Raw genomic sequence first — 15,117 nt, forward strand, 5'->3', positions numbered from 1 at the left:
GCGGCGCGGCCCGCTGCGAGCGCCTCACCTCACCTGGCGCCGGGGGCGCGGTCCAGGACCATGCAGGTCAGCCGGGCGGTGCAGGTGCGCCTGCCGGTGTCGTCGTAGATCGCGATCTCGAAGGTCGACGAGCTGCGGCCCACGTGCAGCGGGGTGCACACGCCGGTGACCTCGCCGTCGCGGACGGCGCGGTGGTGGGTGCAGGACAGCTCCAGCCCGACGACGGTCTTGCCCTCGGGCGCGTGCAGCGCCCCGGCGACCGAGCCCAGCGTCTCGGCCAGCACGCCGTTCGCGCCGCCGTGCAGGAGCCCGTACGGCTGCATGTTGCCCGCCACGGGCATCGTGGCGACCAGCCGGTCCTTGTCCCACTCGGTGATCTTGATGCCCATCCGGTCCTCGAGCAGCTGACCGGCGAGGTCCTCGCGGACCGGGTACCAATCCGGCACCGAAGACTCGCTCATTGACCCTCCTACGGGTGACGGCGACGTGCCGCGGGGTGACTGTCGGTGCTCCACCCTAGACTCGGGCCGTGCCTGCGAAGACCGTGCCCGCCAAGTCCGAGACGCCCGCCCCGACGGCCGTGCGCCGCCTGCTGCTCATCGACGGCCACTCGATGGCGTACCGGGCGTTCTTCGCGCTGCCCAAGGAGAACTTCTCCACCGGCACCGGCCAGCACACCAACGCGGTGTACGGCTTCACCTCCATGCTCATCAATCTGCTGCGCGACGAGGCCCCCACGCATCTCGCGGTGTGCTTCGACCTGTCGCGGCAGACGTTCCGCTCGGAGGCGTTCGCCGACTACAAGGCCAACCGCAGCGCATCGCCCGACGAGTTCAAGGGCCAGGTCAGCCTCATCCAGGAGGTGCTGACCGCCCTGCAGATCCCGATGCTGTCCAAGGAGAACTACGAGGCGGACGACTGCATCGCCACGCTGACGACGCTGGCCACCGCGCAGGGCTACCACGTGGCGATCTGTACCGGCGACCGGGACGCGCTGCAGCTGGTCACCGACCAGGTGACGGTGCTCTACCCGGTCAAGGGCGTCTCCGAGCTGGCCCGGTTCACCCCCGAGCTGGTGCTGGAGAAGTACGGCGTCAGCCCCGGCCAGTACCCCGACTTCGCCGCGCTGCGCGGCGACCCGAGCGACAACCTGCCGAAGATCCCCGGCGTCGGCGAGAAGACGATCGCCAAGTGGATGCAGCAGTTCGGCTCGCTGGACGCGATCATCGACCGGGTCGACGAGGTCAAGGGCAAGGTCGGCGACGCGCTGCGGGCGAACCTGTCCAGCGTGGTGCTCAACCGCCAGCTCACCGAGCTGGTGCGCGACGTGCCGCTGGGCGTCGAGCCGGACGAGCTGGCCGTGCGGCCGTGGGACCGCGACGCCGTGCACCGGCTGTTCGACGAGCTGGAGTTCCGGGTCCTGCGCGACCGGCTGTTCGAGACGCTGTCGACCGCCGAGCCCGAGGCCGAGGAGGGCTTCGAGGTCAGCGGCGGCGCGCTGGCCCCCGGCGCGCTGCCGGGCTGGCTGGCCGAGCACGCCGGGCCGGGCACCCGCGTCGGCCTGTCGTTCCGCGACCAGCAGGTCGGCGTGTCCGGGCAGGCCGTCGAGCTGCGGTCGATCGCGCTGTCGGGGGTCGACGGCGCGGGCGCGTACGTCGACGTCACGGCGCTGGACGAGGGCGACGAGACGGCGCTGCGCGCGTGGCTGTCCGACCCGGGGCGGCCGAAGCTGGCCCACGACGTCAAGCGCTCGCTGCACGCGCTGCGCCACCGCGGCTGGGAGCTGCACGGCCTGGTCACCGACACCGCGCTGGCGGCGTACCTGGTGCGGCCGGGCCAGCGCACGTTCAGCCTCGACGACCTCGTGCTGCGGTACCTGCAGCGCGAGCTGCGCGTGGAGCAGAACGACGGCGAGCAGCAGCTGTCCCTGCTCGACGAGGAGGGCGACGACGAGCGCAGGCTCGCCGCGGGCGAGATCGTGCGCGCGCGGGCCATCGCCGAGCTGGCCGACGCGCTCGACGCCGCGCTCGCCGAGCTGGGCCAGGACAAGCTGCTCGCCGAGATCGAGCTGCCGCTGCTGCGGGTGCTGGCCGAGCTGGAGGCCGACGGCATCGCCGTCGACGTGGCCCGGCTGCAGGAGCTGGAGTCGCACTTCGGCGCCCGGGTGCGCGACGCGGAGCGGGCGGCGTTCGACGTCATCGGCAAGGAGATCAACCTCGGCTCGCCCAAGCAGCTGCAGGTCGTGCTGTTCGACGAGCTGCAGATGCCCAAGACGAAGAAGACCAAGACCGGCTACACCACCGACGCCGACGCGCTGACCACGCTCTACGAGCAGACCGAGCACCCGTTCCTGCGCCACCTGCTCGAGCACCGCGACGCGATGCGGATGAAGATCACCGTCGAGGGCCTGCTCAAGTCCGTCGGCGACGACGACCGCATCCACACCACGTTCAACCAGACGATCGCGGCGACCGGGCGGCTGTCGTCCACCGAGCCGAACCTGCAGAACATCCCCATCCGCACGGCCGAGGGCCGGATGATCCGCGACGCGTTCATCGTCGGTCCCGGCTTCGGCGAGCTGATGTCGGCCGACTACAGCCAGATCGAGATGCGGATCATGGCGCACCTGTCGGAGGACGAAGGGCTCATCTCGGCGTTCCGCTCCGGCCACGACTTCCACGCCGCCACCGCGGCGCGGGTGTTCTCCGCCGAGCCGTCCGAGGTCACCGGGGAGCAGCGGGCCAAGATCAAGGCCATGAACTACGGCCTGGCCTACGGGCTCTCCGCGTTCGGGCTGTCGCAGCAGCTGCGCATCTCCACCGAGGAGGCGCGCGGGCTGATGGAGGAGTACTTCGCCACCTTCGGCGGCATCCGCGACTACCTGGCCGAGGTCGTCGCCCGCGCCCGCAAGGACGGCTACACCGAGACGATCTTCGGCCGCAGGCGCTACCTGCCGGACCTGACCAGCGACAACCGCCAGCGCCGGGAGATGGCCGAGCGGATGGCGCTCAACGCCCCGATCCAGGGCAGCGCCGCCGACATCATCAAGGTCGCCATGCTGCGCGTGCAGAAGGCGCTGCGCAAGGCCGGGACCGCGACCCGGATGCTGCTGCAGGTGCACGACGAGCTGGTGTTCGAGGTGGCCCCCGGCGAGCGGGAGTCGGCGGAGGCGCTGGTGCGCGCGGAGATGGCGGGCGCGTTCGACCTGCGGGTCCCGCTGGACGTGTCGGTCGGCTACGGCCGCTCGTGGCACGCGGCCCACTAGATGGACCTGTACGAGGCGATCGGCCGCCGTCGTGACGTGCGGGCCGAGTTCACCGACGAGCCGCTCGACGACGAGGTGCTGACCCGGGTGCTGGGCGCGGCCCACGCCGCGCCCAGTGTCGGCCTGACCCAGCCGTGGGACTTCATCGTCATCCGCTCGCCGTCGACCAAGGCCGCCTTCCACGCCCACGTGCGCTCCGAGCGCGACACCTTCGCCGCGACGCTGTCCGGCGAGCGGCGGGCCACGTTCGACCGCATCAAGATCGACGGGGTGCTGGAGTCGGCGGTGTCGGTGGTGGTCACCTACGACCCCGGCCGCGGCTCCCCCGCCGTCCTCGGCAGGCACGCCATCGCCGACGCGGGCCTGTACTCGGTGTGCCTGGCCATCCAGAACCTCTGGCTGGCCGCGACCGCCGAGGGCCTGGGCGTGGGCTGGGTGAGCTTCTACCGCGAGGACTTCGTGCGCGACCTGCTGGGCATCCCGGAGCGCGTGCGCCCGGTCGCCTGGCTGTGCCTGGGTCCGGTGTCGACCCTCCACACAGTCCCCGACCTGGAACGCCACCGCTGGCGCACCCGAATCCCCCTCGACGAGGTCGTGCACCGGGAACGCTTCCCGACGGTTGACTAGCCCATCTGGGGGTACATTCCGAGACGTGAACAGTCGACGCGGCCTCATCCTGGGCGGAACCGGAATGCTCGCGGGCGTGTCCACCACCCTGGTGGCCGCGGGCTGGCACATCGTCCTGCCGAGCAGGCGCTACGCGCCCCTCGCCGTCGACGGCACCGGCCGCGCCCGCTGGGTCCGCGCCGACTGGACCCGCCCCAACGACCTGGCCTGCCAGGCCGCCCGCGTCCTCGGCGGCCAGGCCGACCTCCTCGTGGCCTGGGTGGCCGACACCGTCCGCATCCCCGTCCTCCGCGCCGTAGGCCCCCTCCTCAAACCCCACGCCCCCGTCGTCGAGGTCCACGCGGACCGCCCCATGGACCCCGTGCTGGACACCCACCGCACCCACCAGGTCGTCCTGGGCGAGGTCGGCTACGCAGGCCGCACCCGCTGGCTCACCGACGAGGAGATCACCACCGGCGTCCTCGAGGCCATCGACCGCGCCCTCGCAGGCCAACCCCCCATGGCCCGCCGCCTGGCCGAACGCGTCTGACCCCACCCGCTCCGCTTCCCCTACGCTTCCTCACCACCCGCAACGCCGCCGTCGCCCCGCAACCCCGCCGTCGCGCCACCGAATCCGCGGTAGCGGCATCACCCCGTGGCGGCGTCACCCCCGCAGTCCGGAAGGCCCCGCCCATGGCTGACCGCCACCTCATCGACGTCCACGTCCTCCTCCTGCGCGACGACCACGTCCTCCTGACCCAACGCAAAGGCGGCGCCTGGGACGGCATGTGGCACCTCCCCTCCGGCAAACTCGACGCAGACGAACCCGCCACCACCGCCGCCGCCCGGGAAGCCGCCGAGGAGGTCGGCGTCCACATCGACCCCGCCGACCTCACCTGCGTCCACACCATCCACGTCAACGGCTCCGGCCCAGAACCCCGCCTCGGCCTCTTCTTCACCACCACCCGCTGGACCGGCGAACCCACCAACCAGGAACCCGACAAGTGCTCCGCCCTCGCGTGGTTCCCGCTCCACGACCTCCCCCACAACACCATCGACTACCCCGCCCGGGGCATCCACGCCTACCGCGACGGCACCACCTTCAGCGAACACGGCTGGCTCCCCCGCACCCAGCACGCGCACGTCGGATAGCACCCCGACTGTCCACTCTGCCGTCGAGGGTGAGCGACCCGCTCGGCCGTTGAGTGGCAGCGACTGTCGTCGAGTGCCAGCACCTCCCGGGGCCCACGCTCTCCACCGTCTAACCCTGCCGGGCACTCACCGCAAGGCTGCCACTCGTGGCTTCCGGGTGGGAGCGGTGACTTCCGGGTGGGGGCGGCCGTTGGCCCGGCGACCGCGACCTCCTTCCTCGCCATCGTTGTCGATCTTGGTTTCATTATCGAACATCCGTTCGCCCGAAGAGAACAGTCGACTAGTCCTTTCAGACCAGTAACGTAGCGGGGGGTACCGACAGAGAAAGGGCCCGCGGCATGGAGCCGCGGGCCCTTCTGTCACGCCAGGGGACTCAGCCCTCGCCGAGGTAGGCGGCGCGGACTCGGTGGTCGGCCAGGAGTTCGTGGCCGGGGCCCTCCAGGGTGGTACGGCCCAGGTCGACGACGTAACCGCGGTCGCACAGGGCCAGGGCGGCCAGGGCGTTCTGTTCGACCAGGAGGATCGTCGTGCCCTGCGCCTTGAGGTCGGCGAGGGTGTCGAAGATCTTCTGGGTCATGATCGGCGAGAGGCCCATCGACGGCTCGTCGAGCATGAGCAGGCGGGGGCGGGACATCATGGCCCGGCCGATCGCCAGCATCTGCTGTTCGCCGCCGGAGAACAGGCCCGCCTTGTTGTGGCGGCGTTCGCCGAGGACGGGGAACAGGTCGTACACCCGTTGGACGTCGGCGGTGACGCCGTCGTCCGTGCGGGTGTACGCGCCGAGGAGGAGGTTCTCCTCCACCGTCATGCGGGCGAACAGGCGCCTGCCCTCGGGGCAGTGGGCCACGCCCGCGCCCAGGATGGCGTGCGCGGGCTGGTTCGCGATCGACTGGCCGTCGAACAGGATGTCGCCCGCGCGCGGGCGGAGCAGGCCCGAGATGGTGCGCAGCGTGGTCGTCTTGCCCGCGCCGTTCGCGCCGATGAGGCAGACGATCTGGCCCGTCTCGACGACGAACGAGATGTCCCTGACCGCCTCGATGGCACCGTACGCGACCGTCAGACCGCGCACTTCCAGCAACGCGCTCATCGGCCCTCCTCACCTTCGGTCGCGGTCCCCGCGACGTCCTCCGGGGGCTTGCCCAGGTACGCCTCGATGACCCGGGGGTCGTCGCGGACGACGTCGGGCGTTCCCGCCACGAGCACCTCGCCCTGGACCAGCACGACCACGTGGTCGCACAGGCCGAAGATGAACTTGGTGTCGTGCTCGATCACGATGACCGACACGCCGCTGTCGCGGATCGCGAAGATCAGCTGGCGGGTGTCCTCGGTCTCCTGCGGGTTCATGCCCGCGGTGGGCTCGTCCAGCAGGAGCACCGACGGCTCGGTGGCCAGCGCCCGCGCGATCTCCAGGCGGCGCTGGTCGCCGTAGGGCAGGTTGCGCGACAGCTCGCCCTCGACCTGCGAGAGCCCGACGAAGTCGAGCAGCTCGCGGGAGCGCTCGCGGGCGAGCCGCTCCCCCTTGCGGAAGCCGGGGCCGTGGAAGATCGAGGCGATGGCGCCCTGACGCATCCGCACGTGCCTGCCGACCAGCACGTTCTCCAGCACCGACATGTTCGGGAACAGCCGGATGTTCTGGAACGTCCTGGCCACGCCCGCGGCCGCGACCTTGGCCGGGTCCGACGGCAGCGTCGTCCCGTCCAGCGAGATGCGGCCGCTGGTCGGCACGTACTGGCCCGTCAGGCAGTTGAAGAACGTCGTCTTGCCCGCGCCGTTCGGCCCGATGAGGCCCAGCACCTCCTCGCGTCCCACGGTGAGGGACACGTTGTTGAGGGCGGTGAGGCCGCCGAAGACCATGCTGACGCCGCTGGCCTCCAGCAGCGGCGCTGCCGAACGATCACTCGCGCTGCTCATGAGCGCCCCTCCGTCACACCAGTCCTGCCGAGCCGCTCGTCATCGGCCCGTTCCTGTTCGGCGACCGCGCGCTCCTCGGCCTCCTTGAGCGAGCCGCCCTCGGCGGTCTCGCCCGCCAGCTCGGCCCGCCGGACCTTGTCCGGGATGAGGCCCTGCGGGCGGAAGCGCATGATCAGCACGAGCGCGAGGCCGAACAGCATCAGCCGGTAGTCGCTGAACTCGCGCAGCTTCTCCGGCAGCACGAACAGCAGCGACGCGCCGACCACGGCGCCGGGGATGGACCCCATGCCGCCGAGGATGACCGCGGACAGCAGCGTGACGGACTCCAGGAACGTGAAGCTCTCGTAGGAGGCCGTGGTGAGCCGGTGCACGAGCACCGCGCCCGCGACACCGGCGATGGCCGCGCCGACCAGGAACGCCAGGACCTTGATCTTGCCGGTCTTGACGCCCATCGCGCGCGCGGCGTCCTCGTCCTCGCGGACGGCGATCCACGCGCGGCCGATGCGGCTGGACTTGAGGTTGGCGAACAGCACCATCACCAGCGCGACGATGACGACGGCCAGCAGGTAGTACAGGACGCCGCCCGCGAGCTCCGCGCCGAAGACGGTGATCGCCGCGTCGCCCGGGGTGCCGAGGAAGTCCAGCGGCGGGATGCCGGGGATGGCGTTGGAGCCGCCGGTGGCCCCCGCGATGTTGTTCTGCGCCGCCTTGAAGAAGATCTCGCCGAACGCCAGGGTGACGATCGCCAGGTAGTCGCCGCGCACGCGCAGCGTCGGCGAACCGACGATCGCGCCGAACACGCCCGCGACGATCGCGGCGATCACCAGCACCAGGACGAACGGCAGGTCGACGCCGAGGCTCGCGGACGCGGCGCCGCTGAGGTTCGCCGCGACGAACGCGCCGATGCCCATGAACGCCACGTAGCCGAGGTCGAGCAGACCGGCGAGGCCGACGACGATGTTGAGGCCGATCGCGGTCGCGGCGAACACCCCGATGTTGGTGGCGGTGTAGATCCACTGCTCGGTGCCCGCCTCGGTGAACGGCAGGACGAACGCGCAGGCCAGCAGGACCACGGCGCTGAAGGCCCGGTGCCGTTCGGCCACAGCGGACACCCAGCGCAGCAGGCCGGTCCCGTTGAGACCGCCGAACACGCCGAAGAGGAACGCCACGAACGACAGGAACACCGCGCCCGCGTACGGGTTGGCGGCGCCGCCGCGTCCGCCCGCGGTCAGGGTGTCGGCGACGACCTTGAGCAGCGCCGCATAGGCCAGGACCAGGACGAGCCACTCCAGCGGCTTGGCCAGCTTCAGGTCCCAGGTCACCGGCGGGGCGGCCGGGTAGGCCGAGCCCGCGACGATGGCCATGACGGCAGCGACCGCCGAGACGACCGCGCCGAAGGCGAACGCGCCGTGCGCGGAGGTGATGGTGCCGAAGCCGCCGCCCTCGACGATCAGGTACGCGGCGTTGACCACCGCGATGGCGAGCGCGCCCCAGCCGAGCGCCTTGGTCGTGCGGCCGCGGATCGCGGCGGGCGCGAACGCCACCGCGATCACCGCGACGCCGAGGAGCATGACGTGCAGGCGGAAGCCGGGCACGCCGAAGGGGGCGTCGAAGAACTGCAGTGTGGACAGTGCCGGGTAGGGCATGATGTTCAGCTGGAACGTCGCCCACGGCAGCAGGGCGCCGACGATGAGCAGCACACCGCCCACGATGGAGAGCGGTCGGGCGAGCCCGGGTTTGCCCGCGACGAGTTTGGTGATCATGCGCGAACCCTCTCCGTCTCCCCGAAGAAGCCCTGTGGGCGGAACACCAGGACCAGGATGAGGATCACGAAGATCCACACGTAGTCGTACGCGGTGCCGCCGGGCATGTACTGGCCGGCCAGGGTCTTGATCAGGCCGATGCAGAACGCGCCGACGACCGCGCCGCGCAGACTTCCGATCCCGCCGAGGACCGCCGCGGTGAAGGCGAAGATGCCGTTCTGGAAGCCGATGGTGATGTTGATGTTGTCGTAGTGCACGCCGTAGAGCACGCCGCCGACACCGGCGAGCGCCGCACCCAGGATGAAGGTGAGGACGATGACGCGGTCGGGGTTGATGCCCATGAGCCGCGCGGTGTCGGGGTCCTGCGCCGTCGCGCGCATCGCGCGGCCCAGCTTGGAGGTGTTCACGTACAGCTGCAGGGCGCCGGTGAGGATGATCGCCATCACCACGAGCAGCAGGCCGCTCGCGGGGACGGTGACGCCGAGGAAGGTCAGCTGTCCCTCGGGGAAGACCTCGGGGAAGGCCTTGGGCCGGGTGCCGTCCGGGAAGAAGTTGCGGACGGCCTCCTGCAGGAACACGGAGATGCCGAGCGCCGTGATCAGCGGCGCGAGGCGTGGCGCGTTGCGGAGCGGCCGGTAGGCGAACCGCTCCATGATGACGGCGACCAGGACGGAGAACGCAGCCCCGGCCAGGATCACGATCGGCAGCGCGAGGTACCAGGTTGACTGGATCCCGCTCGGCAGGGCCCACAGGTACGTCGCCAGCGCGGCGTAGGAGCCCACCATGAAGACTTCGCCGTGCGCGAAGTTGATCAACTGGATGATGCCGTACACCATGGTGTAGCCCAGCGTGATGAACGCGAGCAGACCACCGAGCACGATCCCGTTGACGAGTTGTTGCAGCAGGGTCACCACTGTGCTTACTCACCCACTCAGACATGCGGTGGGGGCAGGCCGCGGAATCGCCTGCCCCCACCTGAGGTTCGCGGAACTTCGGTGTTACTCGGTCACGGTGCCGGTCTTGACCGAAGTCCACTCCCCGGACGTGACCTTGTAGACGGTGAGCAGCTTGATGGTGCTGTCGCCGAACTCGTCGAAGCCGAGCTGGCCGTTGGCGCCCGCGAGCTGGGTCGCGCCGATGTTCTTGATCAGCGCGTCGCGCAGGCCCTCGTTCCAGGTGCCGCCGCCCTCGCTGAGGGTCTTCGCCAGCGCGGTGATGATCACGTTGGCCGAGTCGTAGGAGAAGGCGCCGTACGCGCTGTACGGGTCCTTGAAGCCGCGCGCGTTGTAGGCGTCGATGAACGCCTTGGCCGAGGGCAGGCTCTCCGGCGGGGCGCCGACGGAGGTGGCGAAGTCGCCCTCCTTGCCGCCCAGCTCGATGAAGGTGTCGTCGAAGATGCCGTCGCCGCCCATCAGCGGGACGTCGAGACCGGCGTCCTTCATCTGCTTGCTCAGCGGGCCAGCCTGCGGGTACTCGCCGCCGTAGAACACCGCGTCGGGGTTGAGGGGCTTGATCTTGGCGATGACGCCCGCGAAGTCGGTGTCCTTGTCGCTGACCTGCTCCTCGGCGACGATCTTCGCGCCGTTCTTCTCAGCGGCCTTCTTGACCTCGGCGGCGAGGCCGACGCCGTAGGTCTTGCCGTCGGTGACGATCGCGATGGACTTCTTGCCCGCGTCGCCGCTGAGGTACTGCCCGATCATCTTGCCCTGGTTCTCGTCCATGGTGCAGACGCGGAAGTAGCTGTCGAACGGGCGCTTCGGGTTGTTCAGGAAGTCGGTGCCCTTGGTGAGCGCCGTGGAGGTGTTGGCCGGGGAGACCTGGACGATCTTCTTGCCCGCGAGGATCGGCTGGACCGTCTGCGAGGTGGAGGAGTTCAGGGTGCCGACCACGCCGACGATGTTGGGGTCGGTGGCGAGCTTGGTCGCGGCCTGGCCTGCGACGGTCGGGGTCTTCTGGTCGTCCTGGGCGTCAAGGACGAGCCGGTACCCGGGGACCGCGCACTTCTCGTTGGCCTCCATCACCGCGAGGTCGGCGGAGTTCTTGATGCCCAGGCCGAGAGCGGACAGATCACCGGACAGCGGGGCAATGACGCCGACCGTCAGCGCGCCTTTGCTGGTGTCACAGGCCTGCTGGCCCCCCGCCTGCGGGTCCTCGGTCTTGTTCGTGCCGCAAGCGGCGAGCACCAAGAGGCCCGCGGCCACCAAGCCTGCGGTCTTGGCGGTCTGGTTTCGCACGAGTTGTCCTCTCTTCGTACCCGGGATCCGGGCGGGTGATCGGGCACCCCCGGTAGGGGCTGCGCCCGGAACATAATGACTGGCCCCAGGTTAGTCACGCACCCTCGGTCGTTGTGACCAGACCGCAATAAACGTCCTCGGGGTTGCCGATGGCCGTTATTCCCAGGGATTCCCTGTTGGCGCGGGCAGCGCGACGCCCCGGAACCGCCGAACGGGGCAAGGGGGTCGGGCGGGCCGAGGAGGGCGGGCGTAGGATCGCCGCCCCGGCTCGGCCCGAGTCGGGGCGGCAGGGCCAAACCCCAGGCCCACAGGCTATTTGTGACGGCTTTTCTTCATCCCGGGACGGTTTGTGGAGGAAGGTTTACACCGGACGGTCGAACACCGACCGCCACGAGTCGCGCGCGTTCTGTTCCCCGCACTGTCCGGATCCGACGCGAGCGGCACAGGCGGCGAACGGATGCCATTGCGCTGTTTTCCGCCATGTGCGCGCCATTGACCGCCGGGGCGCGCCGATTCCCCGATCCGATCTCGGCCGATTAACGGCGCCGCGTTGTCGGGCGCTGATCGGATCATCACGGGAAAGTGATTGCCGGATGGCAACCACCGGTGCGCGGAACGGGAACGACCGACTACGTGATGTGCTCCAGAACGGCCTCGGCGACGGCCTTCATCGTGGTCCTGCGGTCCATGGCGGTGCGCTGGATCCAGCGGAACGCCTCCGGCTCGCTGAGGCCCTGCTTGGTCATCAGCAGCCCCTTGGCCCGCTCGATGACCTTGCGCGTCTCCAGCCGCTCGGTCAGCCCGGCGACCTCGTTCTCCAGGGCGTGCAGCTCGGCGAAGCGGCTGACGGCCAGCTCGATGGCGGGCACGAGGTCGTGCTTGGCGAACGGCTTGACCAGGTAGGCCATGGCCCCGGCGTCGCGGGCCCGCTCGACGAGCTCGCGCTGGCTGAACGCGGTCAGCATCACCACGGGCGCGATCCGCTCCCTGGCGATCAGGGTGGCCGCGTCGATGCCGTCCATCCTGGGCATCTTCACGTCCATGATCACCAGGTCGGGCCGCAGCTCGCCTGCCAGCTGGACGGCCTGCTCGCCGTCGGCGGCCTCCCCGGCGACCTCGTAGCCCTCCTCGCGGAGCATCTCGACCAGGTCGAGCCGGATCAACGCCTCGTCCTCGGCGACGAGCACGCGGCGTGCGGCGGGCGCCTGCGCGTCGGCAGCCAACTCGGTCACCGGGGTCCTCCTGTTGCGCTTGGTAACCAGGAAATCGCGAGATTGCAGCCTACCGTCGCCGTGTTACCGGCAGGCGTCATGATGGAGGTGACCCGGCTGACAGCGAATGGTCGGGTTGGTTCCGGCGCATTTGGGCGGTTTCGGCAGCTAGCCGGGCGCCAATGGCGGCGGGATCGGGCGGCTCACGATGGTGACCGTGGTGCCGGTTTCGTCATGATCGATGGTCATGTGCTCGCTGCAGGCCCGCATGAGGCCCAGTCCCTTGCCTCGGTTGCCGGGCTCGGTGGGCGGGCGCCAGCGGCCCTGGTCCCGGACGACGAGCTCCACCTGGCGGTCGCCGGAGGGGTCCGTCAGGACCCGGCAGGTGATCTGGACGGCGGAGGGGGGCCTGGCGCGTTCGGCGGACAGGCCGTAGCCGTGCTCGATGCTGTTGGTGACGGCCTCGTTGACGACCAGGACGAGGTCGTCGATCTGCGCCGGGGACCAGCGCTGCCTGCGCAGCCAGGACCTCAGGCGCTCGCGGGCCAGCGACGGCGAGACCCAGTCGACCGGCAGGGTGAAGCGCAACTCGGGCTCGGCGTCCGCTTCCGAACGCGCGCCCGCCTGGCGCCTGTCCTGGTCTGAGCTGGGCGGCATGGGCGGGTCACCGCGGCTCTGCCGTGAGTGCGTCCTCCACCGTGTGGAAGAGCGCCAGGACCTGGTCGAGGCCGACGATCTCGATCGGCCGGATGACGGGCCGGGCGTGGTCGACGACGACGCGGAGCTGGGCGAGGCCGCGGTGGCGGACGGCCTCGGTGGCGCTCTCGCGCAGGACGCGGAGCCCGGACGAGCCCATGAAGCCCACCCGGCTCAGGTCGACGACCAGGGGCCGGGCGCCGAGCCGGTCGAACGCCGCGCCGATGGCCGCCGCGAGGCGCGGGGCGGTGAGGACGTCGATGTCGCCGTCGACGGCGATGATGATGGCGTCGTCCCGGTCGGTCGGGTGCACCGCCAGCAACTGCTCGCGGCTGGGGACGGCGAACCGCGCGCTCCCGTCGGGCGTGCGTTCGTCACTTGCGGGCTTCACACGCCGCACAGTACCGCCCTGGTCACTTGCCGCGCGGGTCCTCCCGGTCGTCCTGGTCGTCCGGCTGCGTGCCCGCCGCGGCCATCTCCGACGGCGCGGGCATGCGCTCGGCGCGTTTGCGGGGCTTCTGCATCGCCTCGGCGCGGAAGCGCTCGACCATGTGCGGGTAGTGCAGCTCGAAGGCGGGCCGCTCGGAGCGGATGGGCGGCAGTTCGGTGAAGTTGTGCCGCGGCGGCGGGCAGCCGGTGGCCCACTCCAGGGAGTTGCCGTAGCCCCAGGGGTCGTCGACGGCCACGGGCTCGCCGAAGCGGTAGCTGCGCACGACGTTCCACACGAATGGAACGACCGACGCGCCCAGGAGGAACGCCCCGATCGTGGAGACGGCGTGCATCGTGGTGAAGCCGTCGGAGGGCAGGTAGTCGGCGTAGCGGCGGGGCATGCCCTCGTTGCCCAGCCAGTGCTGCACGAGGAAGGTCGTGTGGAAGCCGATGAACGTCGTCCAGAAGTGCAGCTTGCCCAGGCCCTCGTCCAGGTAGCGGCCGGTCATCTTCGGGAACCAGAAGTAGATGCCCGCGAACGTGGCGAACACGATCGTGCCGAACAGCACGTAGTGGAAGTGCGCCACGACGAAGTAGGTGTCGGTGACGTGGAAGTCCGCCGAGGGCGCGGCCAGCAGCACGCCGGTCAGGCCGCCGAGCAGGAACGTCACCAGGAAGCCGACCGAGAACAGCATGGGTGTCTCGAAGGTGAGCTGCCCCTTCCACATCGTGCCCGCCCAGTTGAAGAACTTGATCCCGGTCGGCACGGCGATGAGGAAGGACATGAACGCGAAGAACGGCAGCAGCACCGCGCCCGTGGCGAACATGTGGTGCGCCCACACCGTCATGGACAGCCCGGTGATCGCCACTGTCGCGAACACCATGCCCTTGTAGCCGAACAGCGGCTTCCGGCTGAACACCGGGATGATCTCGCTGATGATGCCGAAGTACGGCAGGGCGACGATGTAGACCTCGGGGTGGCCGAAGAACCAGAACAGGTGCTGCCACAGGATGGCCCCGCCGTTGGCCGGGTCGAACACGTGCGCCCCGATCAGCCGGTCGGCCAGCAGCCCGAACAGCGCCGCGGTGAGGATCGGGAAGGCGAGGAGCACGAGGATGCTGGTGAAGAAGATGTTCCAGGTGAAGATGGGCATCCGCCACATCGTCATGCCGGGCGCGCGCAGGCACACCACGGTCGTGAACATGTTGACCGCGCCGAGGATGGTGCCCAGGCCGCTGACGATGAGCCCCACCGCCCACAGGTCGCCGCCGGGGCCGGGGGCGAAGGTGGCGGTGGAGAGCGGGGTGTAGGCGAACCAGCCGAAGTCGGCCGCGCCGCCCGGGGTCAGGAAGCCGAACATCGCGATGACGCCGCCGAAGAGGTACAGCCAGTACGACAGCGCGTTGAGCCGGGGGAACGCCACGTCCGGCGAGCCGATCTGCAGCGGCAGGATGAAGTTCGCGAAGCCGAACACGTTCGGGGTGGCGTAGAACAGCATCATCACTGTGCCGTGCATGGTGAACAGCTGGTTGTACTGCTCGTGGGAGAGGAAGTGCATGCCCGGCGCGCCGAGTTCGGCGCGCATCAGCAGCGCCATCAGGCCGCCGACCAGGAAGAACGCGAAGCTGGTCGTCAGGTAGAGCAGGCCGATCTGCTTGTGGTCGGTGGTCCTGAGCAGGCCGAGGAGCACCGAGCCGCGCGGGCGCGGGCGGGTGGGGTAGGGCCGGACCGGCACGGGCTTCTCGGTCAGGGTCACGACGTCCCCCGCTTGATGCGACGACCAGGGCGCTCGCGGGTACCCGGGATCGGCGGCGCGCATGCGCCCCGTCGGCCGATCGTGCCGGGACCG

General features: G+C 70.2%; 14 protein-coding genes. 4 read left to right on the forward strand and 10 right to left on the reverse strand.

Annotation, left to right across the window (positions count from 1 at the left end):
- Positions 1 to 29: 29 nt before the first annotated feature.
- Positions 30 to 461, reverse strand: coding sequence for a hotdog fold thioesterase (locus Actkin_RS20420; RefSeq protein ID WP_258903835.1), 432 nt, complete (start codon positions 459 to 461; stop codon positions 30 to 32).
- Positions 462 to 544: 83 nt separating this feature from the next.
- Between Actkin_RS20420 and polA the strand changes: the two genes are divergently transcribed.
- From polA to Actkin_RS20440, 4 genes are all read left to right on the forward strand, one after another.
- Complete coding sequence (polA, locus tag Actkin_RS20425; protein WP_396123000.1) at positions 545 to 3,265, forward strand: DNA polymerase I; 2,721 nt, start codon at positions 545 to 547, stop codon at positions 3,263 to 3,265.
- A complete protein-coding gene (bluB, locus tag Actkin_RS20430) occupies positions 3,266 to 3,892 on the forward strand; it encodes a 5,6-dimethylbenzimidazole synthase (RefSeq protein WP_258903837.1) in 627 nt (208 codons plus the stop codon).
- 25 nt (positions 3,893 to 3,917) lie between these two features.
- Complete coding sequence (locus Actkin_RS20435; RefSeq protein WP_229786935.1) at positions 3,918 to 4,421, forward strand: Rossmann-fold NAD(P)-binding domain-containing protein; 504 nt, start codon at positions 3,918 to 3,920, stop codon at positions 4,419 to 4,421.
- A 143-nt stretch (positions 4,422 to 4,564) separates the two neighbouring features.
- Positions 4,565 to 5,023, forward strand: coding sequence for an NUDIX hydrolase (locus Actkin_RS20440; RefSeq protein WP_258903838.1), 459 nt, complete (start codon positions 4,565 to 4,567; stop codon positions 5,021 to 5,023).
- A 373-nt stretch (positions 5,024 to 5,396) separates the two neighbouring features.
- On the opposite strand, the gene Actkin_RS20445 is transcribed toward Actkin_RS20440, so the two are convergent.
- From Actkin_RS20445 to ctaD, 9 genes are all read right to left on the reverse strand, one after another.
- Positions 5,397 to 6,110 carry an ABC transporter ATP-binding protein gene (locus tag Actkin_RS20445; RefSeq protein ID WP_258903839.1) on the reverse strand — a complete coding sequence of 238 codons (714 nt, stop codon included), beginning with the start codon at positions 6,108 to 6,110 and terminating at the stop codon, positions 5,397 to 5,399.
- Positions 6,107 to 6,934 (reverse strand): ABC transporter ATP-binding protein, encoded by an 828-nt coding sequence (locus Actkin_RS20450; protein WP_189211116.1) that lies wholly within the window; start codon positions 6,932 to 6,934, stop codon positions 6,107 to 6,109. The genes Actkin_RS20445 and Actkin_RS20450 overlap by 4 nt, the downstream gene beginning before the upstream one ends.
- Positions 6,931 to 8,697 carry a branched-chain amino acid ABC transporter permease gene (locus tag Actkin_RS20455; protein WP_189211117.1) on the reverse strand — a complete coding sequence of 589 codons (1,767 nt, stop codon included), beginning with the start codon at positions 8,695 to 8,697 and terminating at the stop codon, positions 6,931 to 6,933. The genes Actkin_RS20450 and Actkin_RS20455 overlap by 4 nt, the downstream gene beginning before the upstream one ends.
- Entirely contained in the window at positions 8,694 to 9,608 is a 915-nt protein-coding gene (locus Actkin_RS20460; protein WP_229786936.1) for a branched-chain amino acid ABC transporter permease, read from the reverse strand. Before Actkin_RS20460 ends, Actkin_RS20455 begins: the two co-directional genes overlap by 4 nt.
- A gap of 87 nt (positions 9,609 to 9,695) precedes the next feature.
- Positions 9,696 to 10,931 (reverse strand): branched-chain amino acid ABC transporter substrate-binding protein, encoded by a 1,236-nt coding sequence (locus Actkin_RS20465; RefSeq protein WP_189211119.1) that lies wholly within the window; start codon positions 10,929 to 10,931, stop codon positions 9,696 to 9,698.
- A 629-nt stretch (positions 10,932 to 11,560) separates the two neighbouring features.
- A complete protein-coding gene (locus tag Actkin_RS20470; RefSeq protein WP_189211120.1) occupies positions 11,561 to 12,163 on the reverse strand; it encodes a two-component system response regulator PdtaR in 603 nt (200 codons plus the stop codon).
- 147 nt (positions 12,164 to 12,310) lie between these two features.
- Positions 12,311 to 12,799, reverse strand: a complete 489-nt coding sequence (locus Actkin_RS20475; RefSeq protein WP_189211121.1) for an ATP-binding protein — start codon at positions 12,797 to 12,799, stop codon at positions 12,311 to 12,313.
- 7 nt (positions 12,800 to 12,806) lie between these two features.
- The gene (locus Actkin_RS20480) at positions 12,807 to 13,229 is read right to left on the reverse strand and encodes an anti-sigma factor antagonist (RefSeq protein ID WP_189211122.1); all 423 of its coding nucleotides are present in this window, start codon (positions 13,227 to 13,229) and stop codon (positions 12,807 to 12,809) included.
- Between the two features lie 22 nt (positions 13,230 to 13,251).
- On the reverse strand, positions 13,252 to 15,024 hold the full coding sequence (ctaD, locus tag Actkin_RS20485; RefSeq protein ID WP_258903841.1) for an aa3-type cytochrome oxidase subunit I: 1,773 nt from the start codon (positions 15,022 to 15,024) through the stop codon (positions 13,252 to 13,254).
- Positions 15,025 to 15,117 lie beyond the last annotated feature (93 nt).

It is taken from the genome of Actinokineospora sp. UTMC 2448 (assembly GCF_024760565.1).
In the GTDB taxonomy this organism is placed as follows: Bacteria; Actinomycetota; Actinomycetes; order Mycobacteriales; family Pseudonocardiaceae; genus Actinokineospora; species Actinokineospora fastidiosa.

What these genes read in the sequence shown, in the direction of transcription:
- Actkin_RS20445 (WP_258903839.1), bottom strand. Translation starts at nt 6,110, where the DNA reads ATGAGCGCGTTGCTGGAAGTGCGCGGTCTGACGGTCGCGTACGGTGCC.
- Actkin_RS20475 (WP_189211121.1), bottom strand. Translation starts at nt 12,799, where the DNA reads ATGCCGCCCAGCTCAGACCAGGACAGGCGCCAGGCGGGCGCGCGTTCG.
- Actkin_RS20440 (WP_258903838.1), top strand. Translation starts at nt 4,565, where the DNA reads ATGGCTGACCGCCACCTCATCGACGTCCACGTCCTCCTCCTGCGCGAC.
- Actkin_RS20420 (WP_258903835.1), bottom strand. Translation starts at nt 461, where the DNA reads ATGAGCGAGTCTTCGGTGCCGGATTGGTACCCGGTCCGCGAGGACCTC.
- Actkin_RS20450 (WP_189211116.1), bottom strand. Translation starts at nt 6,934, where the DNA reads ATGAGCAGCGCGAGTGATCGTTCGGCAGCGCCGCTGCTGGAGGCCAGC.
- bluB (WP_258903837.1), top strand. Translation starts at nt 3,266, where the DNA reads ATGGACCTGTACGAGGCGATCGGCCGCCGTCGTGACGTGCGGGCCGAG.
- Actkin_RS20455 (WP_189211117.1), bottom strand. Translation starts at nt 8,697, where the DNA reads ATGATCACCAAACTCGTCGCGGGCAAACCCGGGCTCGCCCGACCGCTC.